The sequence below is a fragment of the Rhodococcus sp. USK13 genome (assembly GCF_018343855.1).
Taxonomy (GTDB): Bacteria; Actinomycetota; Actinomycetes; order Mycobacteriales; family Mycobacteriaceae; genus Rhodococcus_F; species Rhodococcus_F oxybenzonivorans.
The window spans coordinates 3,333,171-3,357,569 of sequence record NZ_CP069242.1 but is presented as its reverse complement, the minus strand read 5'-3'; the positions used below and the strand labels follow the sequence as shown (position 1 = coordinate 3,357,569).

24 protein-coding genes are annotated in these 24,399 nt (G+C 64.5%); 4 read left to right on the top strand and 20 right to left on the bottom strand.

The window, feature by feature from the left end; translation table 11 throughout:
- Window positions 1-89: 89 nt before the first annotated feature.
- Together JQT59_RS17815 and eccCa are read right to left on the bottom strand one after the other, a co-directional pair.
- Window positions 90-1,571 carry a type VII secretion-associated protein gene (locus JQT59_RS17815; protein WP_213577181.1) on the bottom strand — a complete coding sequence of 494 codons (1,482 nt, stop codon included), beginning with the start codon at window positions 1,569-1,571 and terminating at the stop codon, window positions 90-92.
- Window positions 1,553-5,554: a type VII secretion protein EccCa gene (gene eccCa, locus JQT59_RS17810; protein WP_213577180.1), complete on the bottom strand. Its 4,002-nt coding sequence runs from the start codon at window positions 5,552-5,554 to the stop codon at window positions 1,553-1,555. The genes JQT59_RS17815 and eccCa overlap by 19 nt, the downstream gene beginning before the upstream one ends.
- Window positions 5,555-5,833: 279 nt before the next feature.
- On the opposite strand from eccCa, the gene eccD reads away from it, so the two are divergent.
- Together eccD and mycP are read left to right on the top strand one after the other, a co-directional pair.
- Window positions 5,834-7,306: a type VII secretion integral membrane protein EccD gene (gene eccD / locus JQT59_RS17805; protein WP_213577179.1), complete on the top strand. Its 1,473-nt coding sequence runs from the start codon at window positions 5,834-5,836 to the stop codon at window positions 7,304-7,306.
- Window positions 7,303-8,700, top strand: coding sequence for a type VII secretion-associated serine protease mycosin (gene mycP, locus JQT59_RS17800; protein ID WP_213577832.1), 1,398 nt, complete (start codon window positions 7,303-7,305; stop codon window positions 8,698-8,700). Before eccD ends, mycP begins: the two co-directional genes overlap by 4 nt.
- Before the next feature lie 65 nt (window positions 8,701-8,765).
- Here mycP and eccB read toward each other — a convergent pair whose 3' ends face one another.
- Window positions 8,766-10,244 (bottom strand): type VII secretion protein EccB, encoded by a 1,479-nt coding sequence (gene eccB / locus JQT59_RS17795; protein WP_213577178.1) that lies wholly within the window; start codon window positions 10,242-10,244, stop codon window positions 8,766-8,768.
- Between the two features lie 113 nt (window positions 10,245-10,357).
- On the opposite strand from eccB, the gene eccE reads away from it, so the two are divergent.
- Window positions 10,358-12,004 carry a type VII secretion protein EccE gene (gene eccE / locus JQT59_RS17790; RefSeq protein WP_213577177.1) on the top strand — a complete coding sequence of 549 codons (1,647 nt, stop codon included), beginning with the start codon at window positions 10,358-10,360 and terminating at the stop codon, window positions 12,002-12,004.
- Here the strand turns inward: eccE and JQT59_RS17785 are convergent.
- The 11 genes from JQT59_RS17785 to infA all read right to left on the bottom strand — a co-directional run bounded on the left by JQT59_RS17785 (window position 12,001) and on the right by infA (window position 19,587).
- Window positions 12,001-12,567, bottom strand: a complete 567-nt coding sequence (locus JQT59_RS17785; RefSeq protein WP_159925642.1) for an NADPH-dependent FMN reductase — start codon at window positions 12,565-12,567, stop codon at window positions 12,001-12,003. The genes eccE and JQT59_RS17785 overlap by 4 nt on opposite strands.
- Complete coding sequence (locus tag JQT59_RS17780; protein ID WP_213577176.1) at window positions 12,567-13,565, bottom strand: polysaccharide pyruvyl transferase family protein; 999 nt, start codon at window positions 13,563-13,565, stop codon at window positions 12,567-12,569. The genes JQT59_RS17785 and JQT59_RS17780 overlap by 1 nt, the downstream gene beginning before the upstream one ends.
- Before the next feature lie 102 nt (window positions 13,566-13,667).
- On the bottom strand, window positions 13,668-14,786 hold the full coding sequence (locus JQT59_RS17775; protein ID WP_213577175.1) for an adenine nucleotide alpha hydrolase family protein: 1,119 nt from the start codon (window positions 14,784-14,786) through the stop codon (window positions 13,668-13,670).
- Between the two features lie 58 nt (window positions 14,787-14,844).
- Window positions 14,845-15,657: a tRNA pseudouridine(38-40) synthase TruA gene (gene truA / locus JQT59_RS17770; protein ID WP_249354630.1), complete on the bottom strand. Its 813-nt coding sequence runs from the start codon at window positions 15,655-15,657 to the stop codon at window positions 14,845-14,847.
- 71 nt (window positions 15,658-15,728) lie between these two features.
- Entirely contained in the window at window positions 15,729-16,304 is a 576-nt protein-coding gene (rplQ, locus tag JQT59_RS17765; protein ID WP_213577173.1) for a 50S ribosomal protein L17, read from the bottom strand.
- A 30-nt stretch (window positions 16,305-16,334) separates the two neighbouring features.
- Window positions 16,335-17,396 carry a DNA-directed RNA polymerase subunit alpha gene (locus tag JQT59_RS17760; RefSeq protein ID WP_213577172.1) on the bottom strand — a complete coding sequence of 354 codons (1,062 nt, stop codon included), beginning with the start codon at window positions 17,394-17,396 and terminating at the stop codon, window positions 16,335-16,337.
- A gap of 116 nt (window positions 17,397-17,512) precedes the next feature.
- Complete coding sequence (gene rpsD / locus JQT59_RS17755; protein WP_109331567.1) at window positions 17,513-18,118, bottom strand: 30S ribosomal protein S4; 606 nt, start codon at window positions 18,116-18,118, stop codon at window positions 17,513-17,515.
- A 22-nt stretch (window positions 18,119-18,140) separates the two neighbouring features.
- Window positions 18,141-18,554 (bottom strand): 30S ribosomal protein S11, encoded by a 414-nt coding sequence (gene rpsK, locus JQT59_RS17750; RefSeq protein WP_213577171.1) that lies wholly within the window; start codon window positions 18,552-18,554, stop codon window positions 18,141-18,143.
- Entirely contained in the window at window positions 18,554-18,928 is a 375-nt protein-coding gene (gene rpsM / locus JQT59_RS17745) for a 30S ribosomal protein S13 (protein ID WP_109331568.1), read from the bottom strand. The genes rpsK and rpsM overlap by 1 nt, the downstream gene beginning before the upstream one ends.
- Window positions 18,929-19,162: 234 nt before the next feature.
- Window positions 19,163-19,276 (bottom strand): 50S ribosomal protein L36, encoded by a 114-nt coding sequence (gene rpmJ, locus JQT59_RS17740; protein WP_003938068.1) that lies wholly within the window; start codon window positions 19,274-19,276, stop codon window positions 19,163-19,165.
- A gap of 89 nt (window positions 19,277-19,365) precedes the next feature.
- Window positions 19,366-19,587 carry a translation initiation factor IF-1 gene (gene infA, locus JQT59_RS17735; protein WP_003418601.1) on the bottom strand — a complete coding sequence of 74 codons (222 nt, stop codon included), beginning with the start codon at window positions 19,585-19,587 and terminating at the stop codon, window positions 19,366-19,368.
- Window positions 19,588-19,804: 217 nt separating this feature from the next.
- On the opposite strand from infA, the gene dtd reads away from it, so the two are divergent.
- Window positions 19,805-20,242, top strand: a complete 438-nt coding sequence (dtd, locus tag JQT59_RS17730) for a D-aminoacyl-tRNA deacylase (protein WP_213577170.1) — start codon at window positions 19,805-19,807, stop codon at window positions 20,240-20,242.
- An 8-nt stretch (window positions 20,243-20,250) separates the two neighbouring features.
- On the opposite strand, the gene map is transcribed toward dtd, so the two are convergent.
- The 6 genes from map to rpsE all read right to left on the bottom strand — a co-directional run bounded on the left by map (window position 20,251) and on the right by rpsE (window position 24,374).
- A complete protein-coding gene (map, locus tag JQT59_RS17725) occupies window positions 20,251-21,048 on the bottom strand; it encodes a type I methionyl aminopeptidase (protein ID WP_213577169.1) in 798 nt (265 codons plus the stop codon).
- On the bottom strand, window positions 21,049-21,594 hold the full coding sequence (locus JQT59_RS17720) for an adenylate kinase (RefSeq protein WP_109331573.1): 546 nt from the start codon (window positions 21,592-21,594) through the stop codon (window positions 21,049-21,051).
- Window positions 21,591-22,904, bottom strand: a complete 1,314-nt coding sequence (gene secY / locus JQT59_RS17715; protein WP_213577168.1) for a preprotein translocase subunit SecY — start codon at window positions 22,902-22,904, stop codon at window positions 21,591-21,593. The genes JQT59_RS17720 and secY overlap by 4 nt, the downstream gene beginning before the upstream one ends.
- A 188-nt stretch (window positions 22,905-23,092) precedes the next feature.
- Window positions 23,093-23,536: a 50S ribosomal protein L15 gene (rplO, locus tag JQT59_RS17710; RefSeq protein WP_109331575.1), complete on the bottom strand. Its 444-nt coding sequence runs from the start codon at window positions 23,534-23,536 to the stop codon at window positions 23,093-23,095.
- A 2-nt stretch (window positions 23,537-23,538) separates the two neighbouring features.
- Window positions 23,539-23,718, bottom strand: a complete 180-nt coding sequence (rpmD, locus tag JQT59_RS17705; protein ID WP_005253859.1) for a 50S ribosomal protein L30 — start codon at window positions 23,716-23,718, stop codon at window positions 23,539-23,541.
- The gene (gene rpsE / locus JQT59_RS17700) at window positions 23,718-24,374 is read right to left on the bottom strand and encodes a 30S ribosomal protein S5 (protein ID WP_213577167.1); all 657 of its coding nucleotides are present in this window, start codon (window positions 24,372-24,374) and stop codon (window positions 23,718-23,720) included. Before rpsE ends, rpmD begins: the two co-directional genes overlap by 1 nt.
- Between the last annotated feature and the right edge of the window lie 25 nt (window positions 24,375-24,399).

The following is a 24,399-nucleotide window of genomic DNA, read 5'->3' as shown; positions in this document are numbered from 1 at the left end:
CCCGATCCACCCCTACACATGATTGGACGCATCAACCGTCCAATCGGTTCCACCACAGTGGAAGTTTTCGGCTCTGTCGCCCGTCGGGTTCACTCATCGACTTCCAGTGACCGCACGACGTGCTCACACTCGGCTTCGATTTCGGCCCATTCCGCCGACAGGAACTGACATCCCACGCTGACCTGGAGGTCACGTTCGACGACGACGTGCCACCTCACCGCGGAGTTCTCGTCCGGGAATTCGCTGTACGTGATACCCGGTCTCCCACCGAACACGACGTCCTTCTCCAGTTCGGCGAACAGCTCGGGTCTGCCGCGCTGCGCGATTTTCGCCGCAAGCGTGACCGCGACCTCGTCGTACCCGGCACCGCCCTGGAGGTTGTTCTGCATCACGATGATTCGTCTGTCCGCGCCACCGTCGGGCACCAGTTCGATCCGGAACGGTGTCGCCGACTGTGGCCGCTCCCGCCATCGGTCGGGCGCCGTGAGACGAACTCCCCCGACCGACACTTCCCGTCCCGTGCCCGCCGCCGTCGAAGGAATCGTGGACTGCGATGGTGCAACGGACGACGACGCCGGAGCCGAAGGCGACTGTGATTCTGCAACAACACCCTCGACGGTCGACGTCGAGACGGAATGGAGGGTTGATTGGATGAAGGCAACTCCGGCTCCGGTCACCACCGCCAGGGCCGCTGCGACCGCGACGAACGTCGGCCACGACCTCCTCGTCCGTTCCTGTTGCTCCCGCTGCAGAACCGGTTGGAGCCAATTCCTCTGAGGTATCGCGACGATCGATTGCTCGTGTACCCCATCGCTGCGCGGCATTGCGAGCGCGCGAACGATGTCCACACCCGACACGCTCTCGACCGGTACCTCACGGCCGAAGGCAGCCACGACCGCACGCCGTACAGGTGCCAGATCATGCCGGGTGTCGATGTGGTCCGTCACCAGAATGCCGTCGAGCGCCCGGCCTCGGCAGACGCGCCCGACCAGCTCCGTGATTGCCTCGGCCTGCCGATCGAGATCGTCGACGACCAGCGAGGATTCGTGCTCGACTTCCACGACGCGGTAGTCACCGGATGTTGCCGCCACGTAAGTGGAAGTGGTGCCCGTCGCCCGGCATTCGACGACCGCCCAGGTGCTGTCGCGCTCGGCCAGGCCGGCGACTGCGGCTACGGCAACCGCCACGGGCTCAAGCACGGTGTCGGCGGCGATCGCCGAGCCTGCGTCGGCCAGAACCTGCTGTCGCGCCGTGCCCCACTCGGTCGGGTATGTCAGCACCGCACCGACGGACGGCCCGCCCGCCACGGCCTCGACCGCGCCACGGAGAACGGCGGCGAGCACGTCCGGGACCGGAGCGATACCACCGCCCACATCGATGTACTCGTCGTCGATAGAGCACAGCGGTGACGACTCGGTGGAAGAAGTCTCGCGCACCGAAGTGATCAACGAACCGTCGGTTGCGACACGGACCGAGGGCAGCCCCTCCACCGCCCTGTCCTGACAACACGACCACATGCCGGATTCAGTGAGGTGAATCGCGACCGCGGACCTCACTGCGGTGGCATCCATGCGAGCTGGATCAGTCCGCTGCCGCCGCGCGTCACCAACGTGCCCCGCCCGGGGGGCATGGCACTTGCCCGTACGGTTCCGATGAGGTTGCCTTCGTCTCGGTTTCCACTCATCACCAAGCCGGCGGATGCCAGATCACGCATGCGTGCAATGACCGGTTCGTACAGCGCCCGTGCCGCGCCACCGGAACGGCGCGCGATGACGAGGTGGAATCCGATGTCCTTCGCATGGGGAAGGTACTCGACGATCGCGGCCACCGGATTGCCGCTCGAGGTCACGACGAGGTCGTAATCGTCGATGACAACGAAGATGTCCGGCCCCGTCCACCAGGAACGCTCTCGAATTTGTTGCTGGCTGATCTGCGGGTGCGGCATCCGCGATTCGAGCACAACCGCGAGGTCATTCATGTTCTTGGTCAGCACGCCCGACGACGGCGCATAGGCGGCGAGGTGCTCCGATTCCACCACCCCCAGCATGGTGCGCCGATAGTCACCGAGGATGATCTTCGCCTGTCCAGCGGTGTTCGACGCCATGATGCCCTCGCAGATGTTGCGCAGCAGCGTCGTCTTGCCGCATTCACTGTCCCCGAATACCAGGAAGTGTGGTTGCACGGCGAAGTTGAGAAATGTGGGCGCCAGTTCGGCCTCGTCGAGTCCGATCGGAATCTGGAGGCACTTCTCGGTCGGGTCCAGGTAGGAGGGCCACGAACCGGCGGCGTCGAGAACCGCCTCGCGAGTGATCTGTCCCGGCAACATGCGTACGGCAGGAGCATGGCGGCCATGGGTGGTGGCAGCGATCGACGACACGGCATGCGCGACACCGGACGCAAGGTCGGCGGGGTCAGAGTTCCCGTCGATCCGGGGGAGGCCGACCAGCAGATGCAGACTGTCGCGCGTCATGCCTCGACCCGGCCTGCCTTCCGGCACGAGCGCAGCGGTCTTACGACCGAGGTCGGAGTCCGCGGGATCACCCAACCGGAGTTCGATGCGAGTGCCGAGCTGGTCCTTGAGGGCCGGCCGCACTTCGCCCCACCGAGACGCCGTGATGACGACGTGGACGCCGTACGACAGGCCCTGTGCCGCAAGGTTGATGATCTGTTGTTCCAGGGTTTCGAAATCCTGCCGGATGCTACCGAAGCCGTCGACGACGAGGAACACGTCGCCGAAAGGATCTTCGGCGACCCCGGCGGCAGGGGCGCCGCTGGACGGATCGGTAGCGCGTAGTCGCCGGAATTCGGCCATGGATTCGACCCCGAGGTCGCGAAATCGGGCTTCACGCTGTCGCACGATCGTGTTCATCTCGGCGACGGTGCGGCGAACCCGGTCGACGTCGAGACGGTTGGCAACCGAACCGACATGCGGCAGGCCCGACAGTCCGGCAAGCGTGCCACCGCCGAAGTCGAGGCAATAGAACTGCACCTGCTCGGCCGAATGAGTGGCGGCGAGCGACATGATCACCGTTCGGATCGCAGTCGATTTCCCCGACTGCGGGCCACCGACCACCGCCATGTTTCCGGTGGAACCGGACAGGTCCACCACAAGCAGGTCCCGCCGCTGATCGTAGGGCCTGTCGATGATCCCGATCGGTGCACGCAGCGCACTGAGCGCCGGGACTGGTTCGGTGAGTATCGACCTCGGCAGCAGCGCGTCGAGAGTCGGTGCCGCGTCGAGCGGGGGAAGCCACACCTCGTGCGCTCTCGAACCGCGGTTGCGGATGCGTTCGACGACGACGTCGATGGTCGTCCGAGTTTCCGCATGTTCCTCGTTGATGTCGAGGGAGAACGGTTCTTCCGGTATGTCGACGACGTCGACGGCGACGGGGGCGGCGGTGAAAATTTTCGGGCGCAGCTCGACGGGCGCCTCGCCCGGCCGTCGGACGCTGTCGACGTGACCGCCCTCGTAGGTTCCCGACACGTAAGAGGCCTGGAAGCGCACGATTTCGGCCGAGTCGCACTTGAGGTAACCGGCGCCGGGAGTGGCGGGCAGATGATAGGCGTCCGGGACACCGAGCACTGTGCGCGATTCGTTGGCGGAGAATGTCTTGAGCCCGATCCGGTACGAGAGGTGGCTGTCGAGACCGCGAAGCTTCCCTTCCTCGAGTCGCTGGCTCGCCAGGAGCAGGTGGATGTGCAGCGATCGACCGAGTCGTCCTATGGCCACGAAGAGATCAGCGAATTCGGGCTGCTGACTGAGCAATTCCGAGAATTCGTCGACCACGATGAAGAGCGCCGGCAGCGGGTCGAGGTCTGCGCCTGCCTGACGCGCCTTTTCGTAGTCGGTGACGTTGGCGAAGTTTCCGGCCGAGCGCAGCAATTCCTGCCGGCGATTCATCTCCCCGGCCAGCGCGTCGCGCATTCTGTCGACCATGGCCAGTTCTTCGGCAAGGTTGGTGATCACCGCGGCGACGTGGGGAGCCTCCTCGAGGCCGAGGAAGGTGGCGCCACCTTTGAAATCGACCAGTACGAGGTTGAGTGCATCGGGCGAATGAGTAGCGATGAGACCCAGCACCAGCGTTCGGAGGAACTCGGACTTTCCCGATCCGGTAGCTCCGATGCACAGCCCATGAGGCCCCATGCCGTTTTCCGCGGACTCTTTGAGGTCGATCTCGACCGGATTCCCGTCGACTCCTACGCCGATAGGGACGCGTAAGCGGGCGCGACCCTGCCGGGGCAGCCACGCGTGATCGGGGTTGAGCCGGCCGACGTCGCCGACACCGAGCATTTGGCTCCATGTCTGTGCGGGTTGATCGTCGTCTCCCGTGTCGACCGATGTGTGCGACGTCGTACGGTACGGCGCGAGGCGACGCGCAAGAGTTTCCGCCTGATGCGCGCTGACGAGGTCGGCCGTCGCGAACATCTCGACACCGGTACCGCTGCGGGCCCCGAGCGACCCGTCCTGTGCCACCAGCTGGAGACCGCGGGTGGCCGTCAACCGCGGGCAGAATCCGGCGATGTCGAGGACGGTCACCGAATCCACTCCCCCGTCGGTGATCATGCCCGACTCGCCTTCGAGGATTCCGCCGTCGATGACGAGGACGAACTGGGGCACGCCCGGAGCAGCCGGAGCATTGCGGGAGAAGCGATTCCGCATTGCCAGCTGCGGGCCGAGCGCGGACTCGAGTTCGAGAATCGATCCGTAGATCATCCGGGAAGAACCCACGCCGTCGGAGGAATCCGGGTGCTGGGCGTGCGGCAGCCACTTCGCCCAGTCCCACTCGTGTTGGGTGTCGGGACCGCACACGACCGCAACGAGCAGGTTGTCGGGACCGTGGAAGGCGCACAACTGCATGAGCATCGACCGGACCAGGGAACGGGCCGCCCCACGCTCACCCTCGACGGAGATGGCGGCGAACCCCCGCAACGAGACTGCGGTGGGCAACTCCTGGACCACCGAGTGCGCGCGGACGAATCGGCGAAGAGACACGGCGGCAACGGGTTCGAGATCTTCCACCGGTCCCGTTTCAGGCGCGATGAGACGAGTGGCGAGCCGCTGACTGCCCCGCCCCACGCGCACATGACAATAGTCCGGGTCGGTGACACGGCGCTCCCACATGCGGGCCGTTCCCGCGATGGTCCAGAGCAGGCCGGGTTCGGGATGGCTCCAGTCGAGCGCCTTGCGCTGTTGCTCGCCGGTCTCGGCGACATCACGCCGTAATTGATCGAGGTAGCGCAGGTAGTCCTTGCGGTCTTCGTTCGCTTCCGCTGCCTTGGGACCGCTGCGACCGCCACCCGCCAGCATGCCGAGCATCGAGACCATCATCATGAGGGGGAACAGCATCGACATGGGGTTGCGAGCCATACCCGACGTGAACATCAACGCCATCATGCCGACCATCGCGACGACCATCACGAGGGGGAGAAGCTTCGTGAGCAGATTTCCCGGGACCAATCTCGGGATTTCCGGCGGAGCCTGCAGACTCACCTCGCCGCCCGGAATACGCGGAACTTCTCGCCGCGCTTTACGCACGAAGCGAATAGTGCTCACTGCCCGTCCCCCCATGACGCCAACCGACCCGAACCGTGCATCAGATCCGATCCGGAACTTCCGGTTGCCCCCCTGGGCTCGGCCCGCGAAGTCAGAGATTAACCCATTCCGAGGGATCCGACATACAGGAGGCATTTTCGCCGGATGCCCACTGGAGGCTGCGGCCCGGCTCACGTAGTGTTCCCGTGATCGAATCGGACGACGGCCTCCGAGTGGTCGTCGATCAGTGCCGTAACGACGCAGGGTGGGATGTGCGTCGCAAAGTGGGGGGAAATCGTATTGTCCATCGCCCATGACGAGTCGCGCGCGTCCGCGCCGTCCACGCGTCCGAGTGCCGCAGCAGACCTGTGCCGGATCACCGTGCTCTCGACCCATTCACAGGTCGACATGGCGGTGCCGTTCGGTGTTCCGATCGCCATCCTCGTTCCGGGGATCGTCGACACGATCCGCAGCCATCGCAGCACCAATGACTTCGACGATTCACTCGAGCAGTACGAACCGAGCGAGTGGGTTCTCGCGAAGATCGGTCAGTCCCCGCTCTCGACCACGCTGACGTTGCACGAGCACGGTATTCGCGACGGCGACCTCCTGGTCCTGCAGAGTGTGCAGGACAGTGCCCCGCCGCCCCTGTTCGACGACATCATGTACAACGTCGCCATCGCCGATGCCGATGCGGACCGGGAATGGACGCGCGGCTCCGCACGGGTCGTCGGTTCGGCCGCCGCCGGGCTCGGAACGGTGATCGGCTCGTTCGCGCTGCTGTGGTCCGAATCCGGGACGGACGGGTTCGTCGGTGCAGGTTGCGCACTGACATCGGCCCTCCTCTTCCTCGTCGCCGGTGCGGTCACCGGCCGCATCTACGGTGACGCAGCCAGTTCCGTCGTTCTCAGCGGGTGCGCCGTTCCGCCGGCCTTCGCCGCCGGGATGCTCTTCGTCCCCGGCGACTTGACCGCTGCCCACCTGCTCCTCGGGCTCGCACTGTCGGGCACCACCGCGGTCCTCGCGCTGCGACTCGGTGGTGTGGGGCTGAGAGTCTTCACGGCTCTGGCGGTAGCCTCCCTGTTCGGGACCCTCGCCGCGTTGGTATCGGCGACGACCGACACCGCAGCGCCCGCGGTGGCCGCCGGTGTCGTCGCCGCCGCATTGACAGGGCTCGCCTCATCGGCTCGCGTGGCGATACTGCTGGCGAAGCTGCCACTGCCGCCTGTTCCCGCACCGGGTACCTCGGTCGATCCTTCCGAGGACGATCCGGACGACGAGACCACGATGCCGTCGTTCGATTCCCTTGCCCAACGCGCCACACGTGCGCGCAGGTATCTCACCGGACTCGTCACCGCCATGACCATCCTCGCGGTCAGCGGCGCACTCCTGGCCGCCCAGCCCACCCTGCACGGCGAGATCTACTGGCCCGGTTTGTGTCTGGCCGTTGCAACCGCGACCGTCCTGATGTTCCGGGGACGCACCTACAGCAGCGCCGAGCAGGCCGTTCCGCTGATCGGCGGCGGCGTGACGATCCTCGTACTGCTGCTCACCGCAGCTGCGGTCGCCGTCCCCGACTACGCGATAGTTCTGTTCGCCGTGGCAATGCTGTTCGCAGCGGGCGGGCTGGTCCTCGGCATCATCGCCCCGCGGCAGACGTTCTCGCCCGTCATGCGACGCGTCGCCGAATTGATCGACCTCGCCCTGATCACGTCGATCATCCCGCTGGTGTGCTGGGTGACCGGCCTCTACTCGCTGATGCGCGGGCTGTGATGCGGCGGCTGGGTCGCCTGGTTCTGGCCACCGCGGTGGTGGCCCTCATCGCAGCACTGGGTGAAGGCAACGCCGTGGCAGTGGTACCCGCACCCATCGACGTGGGACTGGTTCCGCCGAAGGACGGCACCAAAGTGGAGAAGCGAAGACCGTGCAAAGATGCCGTACGGGTGCCCGATGGTCCGGAAGTCCCGGTGGCTCAGCGGGACCTCGATTTTCGTTCGGTGTGGCCGATCAGTCGGGGCGCCGGGCAGCTCGTCGCGGTCATCGACACCGGGGTGGCGCGGCATCCGCGACTTCCCGGTCTCGTCGATGGTGGTGACCTGGTCGGGACCGAGACCGGGACAACCGACTGTGACGCTCACGGAACGCTCGTCGCAGGCCTCATCGCCGCACGACAGGTTCCCGGGTCCGGTTTCTCCGGCGGCGCTCCGGACTCCCGCATCCTCGCAATCCGGCAATCGAGCAGTGCCTACAGTCCCGCAGGGCAGACCGATCAGGTCGACAACGCCGGCAACTCGGTCGGTGGATACGGCAACGTCGCGACCATGGCCGCCGCTGTCCGGCGCGCCGCCGACATGGGTGCCAACGTCATCAACATCTCCGAAGTCGCCTGCAAGACTGCGGCAGAAGGAATCGGCGGCGGCGACCGCTATCTCGGCGCAGCCGTCAAATATGCGGCGACGGTGAAGGACGTCGTGGTGGTTGCTGCCGCGGGCAACTATGGATCCGCGGAATGCAAGATTCAGAATCCGGCGGCCGACCCGCTCCGACCCGGAGCCGACCTGTGGGATTCGGTGAGCACCATCGCCAGCCCGGCGTGGTACGACGACTACGTCCTGACCGTCGGGTCGGTCGAGTCCGACGGTCGGGTGAGTGACTTCAGCCTCGCGGGCCCCTGGGTCGACGTCGCGGCCCCGGGATCGGGCCTTACCTCACTGCATCCGACGACGGGCGATCTGACGAATACCGTGTACAGCGCTCAGGGAAGCGCAGAACCCGTCAACGGCACCAGCTTCGCGGCCCCCTATGTCTCGGCCACCGTCGCCCTGGTTCGCTCCAGGTTTCCTCAATTGTCGGCCCAGCAGGTCATCGCGCGTATCGAGGCCACGGCGCATGCGCCCGCGGAAGGGTGGAATCCGTTTGTCGGGCACGGCGTCATCGACCCGCTCGCAGCCGTATCTGCGAATGTTCCGACGGGCGGCGCAGCAACCGACGGCGCCGCACGCTCGGTCCCCCTGGAGGCCCTTCCTGCAGTTACTCAGCCCGATCACCGCCCTCGCGATGTCGCGTTGGTAGCGGTCGGCTCGCTCGCTGCACTGCTCACCCTCGGAGTGCTGGCGTCATTCCCACTCAGGCGGAAATTGCAGTCCGCGACGCAGCACCGAAGCTGACTCGTTCTCCGAGTCAACCCGGGCCGACGCGAATGTGCGTCGGCCCGAGTTGGCAGTTCGGTGTTTCAGTTCGAACCGGAGGCGACTGCGGCCGGGTCCGGGTCGGGCGCCACCCCGTCGTGTGCGACGAGCGCGGAGGACTTCGCGAGCGTGGGGCCCGGCGCGAGGAGTCCGAGTATCTGCCACGGAGCGAGCGGCGGCTCGGCTGTCACCCCCAGTGCTTTCGCGGCGTCTGCGTCGGGAACGCCGAACCGTACTCCGGTGTCAGCCACGAAGAACGTGCTGTCTCGCCGGGTGCTGTGGGGTTCGATACCGGTCGCTTGCACGAATCCCCCCGAACCGGGTTCGACGTAGACGAAATCGGCACTGTCCCCGCCGCCGTCCGCCTGCGCCAGCTTCACCGTGTGCGCACCATCGGGGATGGGGAGACTACGTCCTGCAATAAGGGACAACTCGGCGGCCGGACCACTCGCTGCGGTCTCGTCCTGTCCGCGCAAAGGTTTCCAGATCAGGCAACTCACCGGACTCGAGATGGCGTCGACGATCTCGGGTGCCGACTCCGGGAAGCTCGACACGGCGATCTGCTCCACCGAAGGAATTCGGTTGGTGGCGTCCGGCGAGACACTCGACATCTCGATATCCCCGTGCGAATCCGAAAGGAAGATGAGGTTTGCCACAGCGGAACTGATCTTCTGAATTCCGTCCCGCAACACGACGTAGTGGGTGGTTTCCGATCCGATCACTACCTGGAACACCGACCCGATCACTTTGTCGCGCAGAGTAAACCGTGGCTGGCTCCCTGCTCCCGGGATGCTGGGCGCGACCAGCGGCGGCACTTCGGGAACCGCGTTGACGAATCCGAGGCTTACCGGTCGTGGCGTGGCATTCTCGAGGCCGAGGGCACGGGTGATCGCAGGGTCGTGCAGGTCGATCTTCGCGCGGGTGCCGTTATACATCAGATAGGCGGCGTCCGAGGTGGACACCAGCAGCGCCTGGTCGCGGGCGAGGCCTCCCCCGCCCTCGATCGGGTCCGGCTCACCGACCACTACGGAGGTCGTGACCGCACGATGTCCGTCCGCCCCGACCGAGTCGCATACGGCCCACGGTGTCTTTGCTGCTGCGTCACCCGGCGGGAGCGCCGACGGCGCACCGGGGATTCCGACCAGCGCCCCGCGGGGCCGAGTGTCGATCTCCGATTCTTTGACGATTACCGGCTTCTCGGCCTGCCCCACAATGAGGCGGGCAGACGACAGATTGAGCACCGGGCGCAGCGTGTCCCCCATGACCACGAACATCGCACCGGAATCCTTGCCGACGACGATGGACGCGTCACCGATTTTGTCCTGGGGCCGGAACAGCGCCAGCGCTGCACACCCCGCGAGTCCTAGCGAGGCGATCACCACCCCCACCGCGAGTGCGCGCGACTGTGACCGCATAGGGTCGTGCAACATTCGTACGTCACGCCGCACCAGTGCGTGTTCCATCCGTCTGACCAGAAAGCGATACCCGTTGACCTGCCACCGAGTGGTGGGTGTTACAGCCATTGTTCCTCCCCCGTGCTGCACAGCGCTCGGGGTGACACAGTACAGTTCGGATCACAGTCGTCACGGCGGACGGGTACGGGTCTGCCTGGGTTCAGGTATTCGGGGGAGGCACCGTGGACCGTTCGCACGTCACAAGCTGGCCGTTGGCACATCGCGTTTCGGCGACCGAGGTCGTTGTCGCGCAAATTGTGGGAGTTCTGGCCGGGGCACTGGCCTCGGTGTGCGGAGTGGTGTGGTGGTGCGCCGTCATACTCGCCGTCGTCGTCGCGCTCCTGGCGGTCGTACCCATCGGCGGGTGGTCGACCCTGGTCTGGGCGCGAACGGCGTTGCGCTACTTCACGACACCGAAGGTCCCGCGCTCCCGCACCGTCAGTTTCGCCGGTCCGACAGGACAGTCCGTCGGTTTGCGGTGGGACGGCGCAAGCGTGGTCGCGGTGGTCGAGGTCCTTCCGCCGGCGGGAAGCCTGACCCAGATCACCCGGGACGGCTTCCAGTCGACGCACGACCTTCCCACCGAGGCGCTCATAGGATGCATTGTCCAGCACGATATCTCGCTCAGCGGCATCGATATCGTCAGCCATGGGTATCGCGCCGCCGCGGGCACGCCGGCCACCGATGTCTACGACCGCCTGGTCGCTCCCCTTCCCGCGACAGCCACCCGGACGGTGTGGGTCGCCCTCCGATTCGACGCGACCGGCAGTGTCGAGGCCGTCGCGCGCCGCGGCGGTGGTGAGCACGGCGCCTCTCGCGCCATTACCATCGCGGCAAGTCGCGTCGTACGCGCACTCGCCGACGCGGGATGCCGGGCCCGAATTCTCACAGCACCCGAGATCGATTCCGCAGCACTAGTCGTCAGCCGCGGTGTCGACCCGAGATCTCTCACTCAGACGTGGAAGCATGCTCTGTTGCCGGGGGTATGCAATACCGGATACAGCGTCGATCCGTGCTTTCTCTCCAAAGATTTGCTCGCGAAACTGTGGGTGCCGTCCAGTCTCGGCACCACCGTGACCATTCGGCTACGACCGAGCGCCAACGACGGGCAGGTACTGATCGGCGCCGGATGTCGGATCACCACCCGGACGATGCCGGAACCATTCGCTGTGCACGGGCTCGTCTCGATGCGAGGCCGCCACAAAGAAAGTTTGCTGTCCAATCTTCCTGTGGCAGTGTCTGATCTGGACGCTGTGATGCCTATGGCCGATGTGCCGGTCGACGCAGTGCGACACCTGCAGTTGCCGCCGGCGGGGTGTGGCCAGTTGATCGGATCCGACGACTACGGTCATGGGATCACAGCACGCATCTTCGGCCCGGGCGTCGGCATGGTGTACGTCGCGGGCGAGCTGTACCTCGCCCAGCAACTCGTGTTCCGTGCCGTCGCCACTGGGGCCCGGGTCCTCATCCAGACAGATCGACCCGATGCATGGTCGTCCCTGATCGACTCGATCGCCACGCCCGACCGCCTGCGCGTCGCGGGACATTCCCAATCCGACAACAGGTTCAACACCGTAGTGTTCGACGGTGTCGAAGCTTCGACCCCGCGGGCCGGCGTCACTGCTCTCTACCTTTATGCCGAGCCCAGCCAGTGGCCGGGCGCCGAACCCGACCTGTCCATTGTCCAGCCGAGCGCGATGGGTGATCGGATTCTCCTGTCGACCGGCGGGACGAGTATCGAGTTGATGCTGGTCACCATTTCCTCCGAAACGGCATTCATCGGACGGCCCCGCGCGGTAGACGATTACCAGCCGGCCTACCAGTCCTAACCGGGGTAGCTCTCGGTCGCACGCTGGAGTCGCACAGCACGGGCCCACCAGACCAACTGCGCGAGCATCCGATCCGCCGAGTCGACGGCGGCGCCATCAGTGGTGCGACCGTTGTCGTCGAACTTCTTGCGCACTTGGTGGAAGCTCACACTTTGACGCACCGAAACCATGTGTAATTCCGCCACGACCTGGCGCAGTTGCTCGGTCGCACGCAAGCCGCCCGACACTCCCCCATACGACACGAAGCCGATGGGCTTTGCGCGCCACTCATGTTTCACACTGTCGAATGCGGTCTTCAAGGCGGCCGGATACCCATGGTTGTACTCGGATGTGACGGCCACGAATCCGTGGGCGCGCCCCACCCGTGCCCGGAACGCGTCGGTGGCGGGAGAATCGTCGAGGTTCTGAGGCAGCGAGGTTTCGAGCAAGTCGATGACGCCCAGTTCCACGTGAGGATATGTGCGAGCGCGTTCGACGAACCAGTTCGCCACGACGGGGGCAATGCGCCCGACCCTGGTCGATCCGATGATGAGTTCTAACCGGACGGGCTCGATTTCGCTCATCAGGAAACGAGCTGCCCGGCAAGTTCGGCCGCGTGATCGAAATTCTCGGCGAGGTGGGTATCCGGGAAATTGCTCAGATAGTCGCCATGAATTCTGGACACCTTCTTGTTGGCATTGTCGACCAGGACGACAGGCTTGCCCATCAGTACGGCAAGGATTCCCGCATGCAGCCGATCGGTGACCACGAGCCGCCCCTGCGACAAGATCGCCACTGCATTGTCGACCACCATGTCCGCTTGCCAGTCGAAGGCACGGCGCGTCAGCGGGTACATACGGGACCGAACACCCGGCAGCTTGTTCAGTAGCAGAAGTCCGAGCGTCGTGGGCCACCACTGGGCGTTGTCGGCGGCACTGACGTGCCAATCCGTCATGTACGCCGACGCGAGTGAGGCCGGAAGGCTCTTCGCGGACTGAACGGATTCGGGGTCGCGGCGTTTGAGAAGTACGATATCGCGCGTGGGTTCGGCGGAGGGCGCGATCCTTCCGACTCCCAATGCTGCATCGGCACAGAAGACGACGGTGTTCTCGGGAAACAGTTCACGGGCTAGTTCATAACCGCGCCGGTCCCGCATCAGCAACGTGAGATCGGGATGCTGCGCATAGATTCGCTGCGCCCTCGCCAGCGCTGCGTCGTCGTGGAACTCGATGGTCTGTGGCATCTGAACGATTCTTCGTTCCGGATGCTCCGCGATCACGCGCTCACGGAACTTTTGGTAGCCGAACCATCGATCGCCGAAATTCCCGCCGCCATTCAACAGCAACGGTCCTTCGGGAACACACGCGGACAGAACCTTCGTGTCATAGGTGTGCAGCGCGCAGACGTAATCCACGCTCGCACCCATCCTGGCCAGATAGCTGAGCGTCCCCTGGTAGATGAGAAGGTCACCCGCATTGAAATGCGCCGGATAGTCGAGGAGAGCGACCGACTGTCCATGCTGCACAGTGGGTGCGAGCGCAGCGATGGTTGCTCGTTGCAGATCGTCCAAAGGGTCGTTCATGAAATCCTCACGGCTGGGAACTTCCTCGGGGCATCCTGCACGTTACTGCACCATCGCGATACCCGCCGGTATACGAACGACGCCTAGCCACGCTGCTGACACCTATCCCTTCGTCATACCCAGCCAGCGTCGGGTGATTCCACCGAGAACCTTGTCCCGCGTACGCCCTCGCCGAATGGCGCGCTCGAGTGCCGTCTCCAACTCCAGGTCCCGGACCCGGGACTCTCGTAACGCGTTCAGATTTTCCAGGGCGAAGAGCGTGCCGGTGCCGCTGAGCGACAGACGGTTCACTGCCTCCGGTGTCACACGGTGAGGGAGAGTGCGGGATGCGCCGTCGGCGGCACGAAGGCTGACCATTGTGCGAACACACTTCTCACACCGGCCACAGTTGAACTTGCCGTCACGGTTCTTCCAGCAGACCCTCAGATTGTCCATCGCGACGTCGTTTCGCGCGAGGAACGCAATTTTCTCCGTCCGCGTCAACGACGTGCCGTAGTGCTCCAGCCGCACCGCACTACTCGACCACAACGGGTCCAGATCCGGATGCGTACCCCAGGGATGCAGATCAGCCTCCTGAAAGGAGGACGGAATGAGCGCGGTGTGGATGTGATCCGACAACGAGTGCGCGACGGTCGCCAGCGCTGCTCCGTGATAGTCGGTGCCCCACAGACACCTCGCCTTGTCCGAGAGCTGCCTGAGATTCGTCCTGACGACGACAAGCGTCTTGCCGAGCGCATCCGCCGCGTTTCGCGCTCCCGCCTCCGCCTTCGCCGCCAACTCGACATCCGAAAGCTTGATGTCGAACCCGTGAACGAAAATCAGATGCGTAATGCGTTCGCTCGCTGCGATTGCCGAGTGAAAGGAGTCGACACCTCCACTGAAGAAGCAACCCACTCCCCGCTGCGAACCAGCATCCCACCCGGCTACCTCGTCTGCCTCCACCCTTACCGACGAATACCGTCTCGGGTACCAATCGCGCAGAATCCGCTGAGCGTGCGGAAGATTCGACAACGCGAGAGCGTCGACTGGATCCGAGAAGATCAGATCGGTATGAAGACGCATCGCGACAACCGACAGCGCAGGGAGCCACGGTGTGGCCGATCTATCGACGTCGACGTTCGCGTCGACGTGCAACTCGAACGGCCCCTTGGGGGTCGTGACCCCGACCTTGGCTGTGCGGCTGCGTGCATCCTCCACTCGAACACGAATTTCTGATGGCATGATGCGGATTCTTGCACAGCCCGATTGGCTTCGTCGGCCGCGAGTTTTTCCGCCTCAGTCAGTCGCCACAGCAACCTTCGGGCAGAGTGCGAATGTCACGGGTGACTTCATTGCGCGCCGCAAGATCGGCGTCGTCGGGATAGTCGACCCGAACCAGCGACAGACCGTGCGCGGGTGCCACCAGGATCGAACTTGCCCTCGACCGCTCTCGCAGCAACTCGTCCACCCACCCGAGGTCGCGGCGGCCCTCCCCCACGGCGAGTACGGCACCGACGAGGCTGCGAACCATCGACCAGCAAAAGGCATCGGCGCTGACGAATGCGGTGAAGATCTCCTCGTCACGTTCCCAGTCGAAGCGTTGCAGATCGCGAACGGTGGTGGCCCCTTCTCTGCGCTTGCAGAACGCGGCGAAGTCGTGCAGCCCTATCAGTCTGGCGGACGCGGAGCGCATTACGTCGAGGTCGAGCACCTTCGGATACGACACGATGTCGCGGGCACGCAGGGGATCCGCTCCGTACTCCGCGGTGGTCAGGCGGTACTCGTAGTGTCGGCGCATCGCCGAGAATCGCGCGTCGAAATGCTGCGGCGCACGTGAGATGCGGGTGATTCGTACATCTTTCGGAAGGAAGCGGGCGAGTCTGCGGACGAGTCGGGAGGGATCGTCCGGCAGCGACTCGGCGGGAACGTCGACGTGCGCGACCTGACCTGCCGCGTGGACCCCTGCGTCGGTCCGTCCCGCCACCGTCAGTTGCAGGGGGGTACGCAGGACGGCTCCGAGTTTCTCCTCGATTTCCCCGCAGACCGTGCGCAGCCCGTTCTGGCGAGCCCACCCGGAAAACTCGGTTCCGTCGTAGGCGATGTCCAGCCGCAATCGAACGAGCCCGTCGCCCCGAGAGGGGGTGACGGGCTCGTTCGATTCAGCGTGTGCCGAAACCAAGTGGACTAGTCCTTCTTGGCCTCGTCGGCCTCTGTCGCATCTGCGGCGGTGGCGGACTCGTCTTCGATGGCGTCGACGACGGCGTCAGCGTTCGCGACCTCGGCGGCGGTGGCCTCGGCCTCGACTGCGTCGACAACGTTCTCGTCCGACGCGGCGGGGGCCGCGACCGGAGCATCCTTCGACGCCTTCACGCGACGTGCGCGGTCGGCCTCGGAGGTGACGGTCTTTTCCTTGACGAGCTCGATGATGGCCATCGGAGCGTTGTCACCCTTGCGGGGAACCGTCTTGATGATGCGGGTGTATCCACCGTCACGGTCCGCGTAGAACGGGCCGATCTCAGCGAACAAGGTGTGTACGACATCCTTGTTGCGGATGACCTTGAGAACCTCGCGGCGGTGCGCCAGGGTTCCCGCCTTGGCGTGCGTCACGAGCTTCTCGGCGTACGGCCGCAGGGCCTTCGCCTTGGACTCGGTGGTGGTGATGCGACCGTGCTCGAAGAGCGCGGTAGCCAGATTGGCGAAAATCGCCTTCTGGTGCGAAGCCGACCCGCCGAAGCGGGCACCCTTCTTGGGCTTGGGCATGATGATCTCCTAGTAAAGGACCGGAAGCGGCTACAGCTGTTCGGTCTCGGCGTAGTCCTCGGTACCGTCGGCATCGCCGAAGGAACCGGCATCCGTGTCACTCCACGTTCCGGTGGCGGCGTCGTAACCGGCAACGGTGGTGGGATCGAAGGACGCGGGGCTGTCCTTGAGGGACAAGCCCAGCGAATGCAGCTTGACCTTCACCTCGTCGATGGACTTCTGTCCGAAGTTGCGGATGTCGAGCAGGTCGGACTCGGTACGGCCGACAAGCTCACCGACGGTGTGAACACCTTCGCGCTTGAGGCAGTTGTAGGAACGGACGGTGAGGTCCAGGTCCTCGATGGGCAGTCCGAAGGAAGCGATGTGATCGGCCTCGGCGGGCGAGGGTCCGATCTCGATGCCTTCTGCTTCGACGTTCAGCTCACGGGCCAGGCCGAAGAGCTCAACCAGGGTCTTGCCCGCAGAAGCGAGCGCGTCCCGAGCGGTGATGGAGTTCTTGGTTTCCACATCGAGCACGAGCCGATCGAAGTCGGTGCGCTGCTCGACGCGGGTGGCCTCCACCTTGTAGGTGACCTTGAGCACCGGCGAGTAGATCGAGTCGACCGGGATGCGGCCGATCTCGGCGCCGGACGCCTTGTTCTGGACGGCGGGGACGTAGCCGCGACCGCGCTCGACGACGAGCTCGATCTCCAGCTTTCCCTTGTCGTTCAGGGTGGCGATGTGCAGATCCGGGTTGTTCACGGTGACGCCGGCCGGGGGCACGATGTCGCCTGCGGTCACAGCGCCGGGGCCCTGCTTACGGACGTACATGGTGACCGGCTCGTCCTCTTCGGAGCTCACGACGAGGCCCTTGAGGTTCAGGATGATGTCGGTGACGTCTTCCTTCACACCGGGGACCGTGGTGAACTCGTGCAGAACGCCGTCGATGCGGATGCTGGTGACAGCAGCGCCGGGGATCGAAGACAGCAGCGTGCGGCGGAGCGAATTGCCGAGGGTGTACCCGAAACCTGGCTCGAGGGGCTCGATGACGAACTTCGAGCGGTCGTCAGCGATGACCTCTTCGGTCAGCGTGGGTCGCTGAGAAATGAGCATTGGATTTCCTCCTGTACGGGCGTCCGCTATTTGACGCCCACGATGGGAAAGGCACTGCGCGCCCGTGCGCCTTTCTGGTAGTGGGAACTACCAGAAAGGCGCACGGGCCGGAGGCCTTACTTCGAGTAGTACTCGACGATCAGCTGTTCCTGCAGCGGGACATCGATCTGCGCACGCTCGGGAAGCTGGTGAACCAGGATCCGGAGCCGTCCGCCGACAACCTGCAGCCAACCCGGGATCGGGCGATCGCCCTGGGTCTCACGCGCCACCTGGAACGGAAGCGTCGACAGCGACTTCTCCTTGACATCGATGATGTCGTACTGCGAGACGCGGTAGCTGGGGATGTCGACCTTCTTGTTGTTCACAAGGAGGTGACCGTGCGTGACCAGCTGACGTGCCTGGCGGCGGGTGCGAGCCAGTCCGGCGCGGTACACGACGTTGTCGAGACGCGACTCCAGGATGCGGAGCAGGTTCTCACCGGTCTTACCGGGGCGGTTGTTCGCCTCCTGGTAGTAACGACGGAACTGCTTCTCCATGACGCCGTAGGTGAAGCGAGCCTTCTGCTTCTCCTGCAGCTGGAGCAGGTACTCGCTCTCCTTGATCCGCGCACGGCCGTGCTGGCCCGGCGGGTAGGGACGACGCTCGAACGCCTGGTCGCCTCCGACGAGGTCGACGCGCAGACGACGCGACTTGCGGGTGATGGGTCCGGTATAACGTGCCATTTTTTTCTACCTATCCTTCCCGCTAGACCCGACGCCGCTTGGGCGGACGGCAGCCGTTGTGGGGCTGGGGGGTGACATCGGAGATGGTGCCGACCTCGAGGCCTGCAGCCTGAAGCGAGCGGATCGCGGTCTCACGGCCGGAGCCGGGTCCCTTGACGAAGACGTCGACCTTCTTGACACCGTGCTCCTGCGCCTTGCGGGCTGCGTTCTCTGCAGCGAGCTGAGCGGCGAACGGGGTCGACTTACGCGATCCCTTGAAGCCGACGTGTCCCGAGGACGCCCAGGAAATGACATTTCCGGCGGGGTCCGTGATGGACACGATGGTGTTGTTGAAGGTGCTCTTGATGTGAGCGGCGCCGTGCGGGACGTTCTTCTTGTCCCTGCGACGCGTCTTCTGGGTCTTCTTCGGACCGGTGCTACGTGACTTGGGGGGCATTACTTCGCCTTCTTCTTGCCGGCAATGGTGCGCTTGGGGCCCTTACGGGTGCGGGCGTTGGTCTTGGTGCGCTGACCACGCACGGGCAAGCCACGGCGGTGGCGCAACCCCTGGTAGGCACCGATCTCGATCTTGCGACGGATGTCGGCCTGGACCTCGCGGCGAAGGTCACCCTCGACCTTCAGCGACTCCTCGATGTACTCGCGGAGCTTGGCCAGATCCTCGTCCGAGAGATCCTTGCTCCGCAGATCCGGGTTGACGCCGGTGGCGCCCAGGATCTCCTTGGAGCGGGTACGGCCGATGCCGTAGATGTAGGTGAGTGCGATCTCCATCCGCTTTTCGCGGGGCAGATCGACACCTGCTAGACGTGCCATGTGGCAGTTCCTATCGGTGAGCGGAGGTCTGCTCCCAGTCCATCCCCTGTGCCTCTTCAAACTCCGGCGGTCTCGCGACCGAAGGGGTCTCAACTAACTCAGTGGGGCCCCGGCCTCCGTGCCGGGGGTGGACCAGTACCTGCCGTGGGTGGTGAACCCGGTGGCCGAAAGTACTGGCTGGTGCTGGGAGGTCATCTTTGCTTGTTGCCAAGCAGATCCTCGAAAAGCGGAGATCTAACCCTGACGCTGCTTGTGACGCAGGTTCTCGCAGATCACCATGACCCGGCCGTTACGACGGATCACCTTGCACTTTTCGCAGATCTTCTTGACGCTCGGCTGAACCTTCACGTCTTCTGATCTCCTGTTTTGTGGCAGCCCACTACGCAGTTCCGCGGCGGACGTACTTCTCCCCGACCTGGTCAGAGCGGGGAAGCTTTTTACTTGTACCGGTAAACGATGCGTCCGCGCGACAGGTCGTAGGGCGAGAGCTCCACGACTACGCGATCTTCCGGGAGGATGCGAATGTAGTGCTGACGCATCTTTCCGCTGATGTGGGCGAGAACCTTGTGGCCGTTCTCGAGCTCAATGCGGAACATCGCATTGGGCAGCGGCTCGACTACTCGTCCCTCGACCTCGATGGCCCCGTCTTTCTTAGCCATATCCTCCGCGATCCATGTTGTTTGACGTGCTTCTTGCATCTGTTTCCGTTACCGTGGCGCCCAATGGCTTCTTCACCGGCCGAAACATGAACATTCCGGATCGAAACCGGTACTGAGCACGCAAACAACCGGCACGCATAGCGCACCGCTGATCCATGTTACGGGAAATTGCTTACCAGGCCAAATGCAATCGGCGAGGCGAAGGATGGTGTTGCGCGTGCGTGCGCTGGTGCAGAGAGTCTCGGCCGCATCCGTCCGGGTCGACGGAGTCGTGGTCGCACGCATCACTCCCCCGCCTGCCGGCCACGGACTTCTCGTCCTGGTCGGCGTCACCCACACGGATGACGCGGCGAAAGCAGCGCTCCTGGCAAAGAAGGTGTGGACGATGCGAATCCTGGAGGACGAGCAGTCGGCCGCCGACCTCGATGCCCCGATCCTCGTGGCCAGTCAGTTCACGCTGATGGCCGACACACGACGGGGGCGACGTCCCTCATGGTCCGCGGCCGCGCCCCGGCCCGTGGCGGAGCCGCTGGTCGAATCCTTCGCGGACGCGCTACGACAGCTGGGCGCGTCGGTCGATACGGGCGTGTTCGGCGAGCACATGCAGATCGATCTCGTCAACGACGGACCGGTCACGCTGCTGATCGACGTGTAGCGGCGCAGTCACTCCGGGCGCAGCGTGAGAATCCGCGGACCATCCTCGGTGACGGCCACGGTGTGCTCCCAGTGGGCAGCACGCGTACCGTCCGCGGTAACCACCGTCCAGTCGTCTTCCAGGACAACGGTGTCGGTGGTGCCGAGCGTCAACATCGGCTCGATCGCCAGCACGGATCCGACCACCAGCTGGGGACCCTTACCCGGAGCGCCCTCGTTGGCGAGGAACGGTTCCATGTGCATTTCCCGGCCGATCCCGTGCCCGCCGTAGCCGTCGACGATCCCGTACTTCCGGCCGTGTGTTACTTCCGCCGCGCGGGTTCCCAGCTCGATCGCATGGGAGATGTCGGTGAGACGGTTCCCGGGCAGCATGGCTGCAATTCCCGCGTCCATCGACAACCGCGTGGCTTCGCTCAGATCCTGATCAGCCTCGATGAGTTCGCCGACACCGAACGTCCAGGCCGAGTCACCATGCCACCCGTCGAGAATTGCACCGCAGTCGATCGAGACGAGGTCTCCCTCGGCGAGGATGTCCTGCGCCGAGGGAATCCCGTGCACCACACGGTCATTGACGGACGAACATATCGATCCGGTGAACCCGTGGTACCCCTTGAACGACGGCACCGCACCTGCGTCGCGGATTACCGACTCGGCCACCTCGTCGAGTTCGAGCGTGCTCACACCAGGCTTGGCCGCATCACGCACCGCCACCAGCGCTGCACCGACGATGGCGCCCGCGGCCGCCATCGCATCGAGCTCACCGGCAGTCCGGAAGGGAACAACTTTGCGCTTGCGCCCGAAACCCATTTACTTGCCCAACGCTGCCAGTGCGCGCGAGTTGACTTCGTCGACCTCACCCAGTGCGTCGACGGTGAGCAGATCGTTCTTGTAGTAGTCGAGCAGCGGCGCCGTCTCCTCGCGGTACACCCGGAGCCGGTTGCGGATGACGTCTTCCTTGTCGTCGGCGCGACCACGCGCCAGCATCCGTTCCACGACGATGTCCTCGTCCGCCACGAACGAGAGAACGCCGTCGAGCTTGGTGTCCAGATCAGCCAGGATCGCCTCGAGTGCCTGCGCCTGATCGACCGTACGCGGGAAACCGTCGAGAAGGAAACCGTTGGCGGCATCCGGCTCCGCGACGCGAGCCTTCACCATGTTGTTGGTGATTTCGCTGGGAACGAGATCTCCGGCGTCGAGGTACTTCTTCGCCTCGAGACCGAGCGGTGTCTCCTGGCCGATGTTCGCCCGGAACAGGTCGCCGGTCGAGATGTGCGGGACACCGAGCTTCTCGGAAAGAATCGCGGCCTGGGTGCCCTTGCCTGCACCGGGAGGACCAAGGAGGACAAGTCTCACTTGAGGAACCCTTCGTAGTTGCGTTGCATCAATTGACTTTCGATCTGCTTGACCGTGTCCAGGGCGACACTGACGAGGATCAGCACTGCCGCGCCACCGAAGATGCTGCTGGTGGTCTGGCTCCCGGACAGGAAGAAGTGGGGCAACACTGCGATCAGGCCGAGGTAGATGGACCCCGGGACCGTGATGCGGTTGAGCACGTAATTCAGGTAGTCCGCGGTGGGGCGTCCCGGGCGGATGCCGGGAATGAACCCACCGAACTTCTTCATCTCGTCGGCGCGCTCTTCCGGGTTGAACGTGATCGCGACGTAGAAGAACACGAAGAACACGATCAACGCGAAGTAGATGGTGATGTATACCGGATTGTTCGGGTTCACCAGATACTCGTTGATGATCCGCTGCCACCAGCTCGGATCTGCAGCCGACGTCGCCCCGGTGAGCTGCGCGATGAGGTTCGGCAGATACAGCAGAGACGACGCGAAGATCACCGGGATGATGCCGGCCTGGTTGACCTTCAGCGGCAGGTAGGTGGACGAACCGCCGTACATCTTGCGTCCGACCATGCGCTTGGCGTACTGGACGGGGATACGGCGCTGGCCCTGCTCGACGAAGACCACGCCGGCGATGATGGCCAGAGCGGCGACACAGATGATCGCGAAGATCAGCCCGCCGCGACTGTCGAGAATGGCCTTGCCCTCCGACGGCAGCCGGGATGCGATACCCGCGAAGATCAGCAGCGAGAAGCCGTTACCGACACCGCGTTCGGTGATGATCTCGCCGAACCACATGACGAGCGCGGCACCCGCCGTCATCACGAGGACGATGATGACGAGCCCGAAGATGCTCTTGTCGGCGATTATTTCTTCCTGACAGCCCTGCAACAGCTGTCCGCGCGCTGCGAGCGCGACGATGCCGGTGGCCTGCAGAATCGCCAGCGCGATCGACAGATATCGGGTGTACTGCGTCATCTTCGCCTGGCCGGACTGGCCTTCCTTCCGAAGCTGCTCGAACTTCGGGATGACGACCGTCAACAGCTGAACGATGATGCTTGCCGTGATGTAGGGCATGATGCCGATCGCGAACACCGAGAGCTGGAGCAGGGCTCCACCGGAGAACAGGTTGATCAGCGAATAGATACCGGCGGAATCGCCGCCCGACAACTGGTCGACACAGGCTCGGACGTTGGCGTAGTCGACGCCGGGTGAGGGCAGCACGGCACCGACGCGGTAGAGCGCGACGAGGCCGAGCGCGATGAGGATCTTCCGCCTCAGGTCCGGGGTCCTGAGGGCCGAGACGAAGGCGGAAAGCAAAGATCCTCCTGGCACGACGGTGGGTGGACGAGTCACTGGGACTTTGTCCGTGAATGAACTCTAGAACTCTAACAGTGGCGACTGAACGTGCAGTTGGGAGACCTGGGGCCGACCCGGTGCACAGCGGCAAATGGCCGCAGTACAGCGCGAAGCTGTACTGCGGCCATCTACTGGCTAGCGGTGATTGCTCACAGCTCGGTGGCGGTACCACCGGCAGCAGCGATCTTCTCCTTGGCGGAGCCGGTGAACTTGTCGACCGTCACCTGGACGGCGACAGTCAGGTCGCCGTCGCCGAGAACCTTGACGAGCTGGTTCTTGCGAACGGCGCCCTTGGCAACGAGATCCTCGACCGTGACCTGCCCACCCTCGGGGAACAGACGGGCGATGTCGCCGACGTTGACGACCTGGTACTCGGTGCGGAACGGGTTGGTGAAGCCCTTGAGCTTGGGCAGACGCATATGCAGCGGCATCTGTCCACCCTCGAAGGCGACGGGCACGTTCTTGCGGGCCTTGGTGCCCTTGGTGCCGCGACCCGCAGTCTTACCGCGCTTGCCGCCCTCGCCTCGACCGACGCGGATCTTGGCTGACTTGGACCCGGGCGCGGGGCGCAGGTGATGCAGTTTGATGGTCATGGTTAGACCTCCTCAACTGTGACGAGGTGGCGCACCACGTTGATCAGACCGCGGTTCTGCGCATTGTCCTCGCGGACAACCGTCTGCCGGATGCCCTTGAGACCGAGGGTGCGCAGCGAGTTCCGCTGGTTCTGCTTGGTACCGATGGTGCTCTTGATCTGAGTGACCTTGAGTTCGGCCATTACTTCACGCTCCCAGCCTGTGCACGCGCACGCAGCATGCCGGCGGGGGCCACATCCTCGAGGGCGAGACCGCGACGAGCGGCAACTTCCTCGGGACGCTGCAGACCCTTGAGCGCAGCAACGGTCGCATGGACGACGTTGATGGCGTTGTCGCTACCGAGCGACTTCGACAGGATGTCGTGGATACCCGCGCACTCCAGCACGGCACGCACCGCGCCGCCGGCGATGACACCGGTACCGGCGCTCGCGGGACGCAGCATGACGATGCCGGCAGCGGCTTCACCCTGGATGGGGTGCGTGATGGTGCCGCCGATCATCGGAACGCGGAAGAAGCTCTTACGAGCCTCCTCGACACCCTTCTGGATGGCCGCAGGAACTTCCTTGGCCTTGCCGTAGCCGACGCCGACCAGTCCGTTGCCGTCGCCCACGATCACCAGTGCGGTGAAGCTGAAGCGACGACCACCCTTGACGACCTTCGACACGCGGTTGATCGTGACGACCCGCTCGATGTGGTTCGACTTCTCGGCTGACTGTCCGCCGCGACGATCGTCGCGACCGCCACCACGACGGTCGCCGCCGCCGCGGTTGTCCCCCGTGTTGGGTCCATTCTGTCCGGCGGGTCCGCTTCCGCCGTCACGCCTCTGACGTCCCGGCATCAGGCTGTCCTTCCGTTCGAAATGA

Coding starts and splice junctions, on each gene's coding strand:
- map (WP_213577169.1), bottom strand. CDS start 21,048: ATGGGTTTCGGGCGCAAGCGCAAAGTTGTTCCCTTCCGGACTGCCGGT.
- JQT59_RS17760 (WP_213577172.1), bottom strand. CDS start 17,396: ATGCTCATTTCTCAGCGACCCACGCTGACCGAAGAGGTCATCGCTGAC.
- rpsD (WP_109331567.1), bottom strand. CDS start 18,118: ATGGCACGTTATACCGGACCCATCACCCGCAAGTCGCGTCGTCTGCGC.
- rpsM (WP_109331568.1), bottom strand. CDS start 18,928: ATGGCACGTCTAGCAGGTGTCGATCTGCCCCGCGAAAAGCGGATGGAG.
- eccB (WP_213577178.1), bottom strand. CDS start 10,244: ATGGCTGTAACACCCACCACTCGGTGGCAGGTCAACGGGTATCGCTTT.
- JQT59_RS17775 (WP_213577175.1), bottom strand. CDS start 14,786: ATGCCATCAGAAATTCGTGTTCGAGTGGAGGATGCACGCAGCCGCACA.
- rpmD (WP_005253859.1), bottom strand. CDS start 23,718: ATGGCCGAACTCAAGGTCACTCAGATCAAGAGCACCATCGGTACCAAG.
- JQT59_RS17815 (WP_213577181.1), bottom strand. CDS start 1,571: ATGGATGCCACCGCAGTGAGGTCCGCGGTCGCGATTCACCTCACTGAA.
- rplQ (WP_213577173.1), bottom strand. CDS start 16,304: ATGCCCAAGCCCAAGAAGGGTGCCCGCTTCGGCGGGTCGGCTTCGCAC.
- rplO (WP_109331575.1), bottom strand. CDS start 23,536: ATGACCATCAAACTGCATCACCTGCGCCCCGCGCCCGGGTCCAAGTCA.
- rpsK (WP_213577171.1), bottom strand. CDS start 18,554: ATGCCCCCCAAGTCACGTAGCACCGGTCCGAAGAAGACCCAGAAGACG.
- infA (WP_003418601.1), bottom strand. CDS start 19,587: ATGGCTAAGAAAGACGGGGCCATCGAGGTCGAGGGACGAGTAGTCGAG.
- rpsE (WP_213577167.1), bottom strand. CDS start 24,374: ATGCCGGGACGTCAGAGGCGTGACGGCGGAAGCGGACCCGCCGGACAG.
- JQT59_RS17785 (WP_159925642.1), bottom strand. CDS start 12,567: ATGAGCGAAATCGAGCCCGTCCGGTTAGAACTCATCATCGGATCGACC.
- JQT59_RS17780 (WP_213577176.1), bottom strand. CDS start 13,565: ATGAACGACCCTTTGGACGATCTGCAACGAGCAACCATCGCTGCGCTC.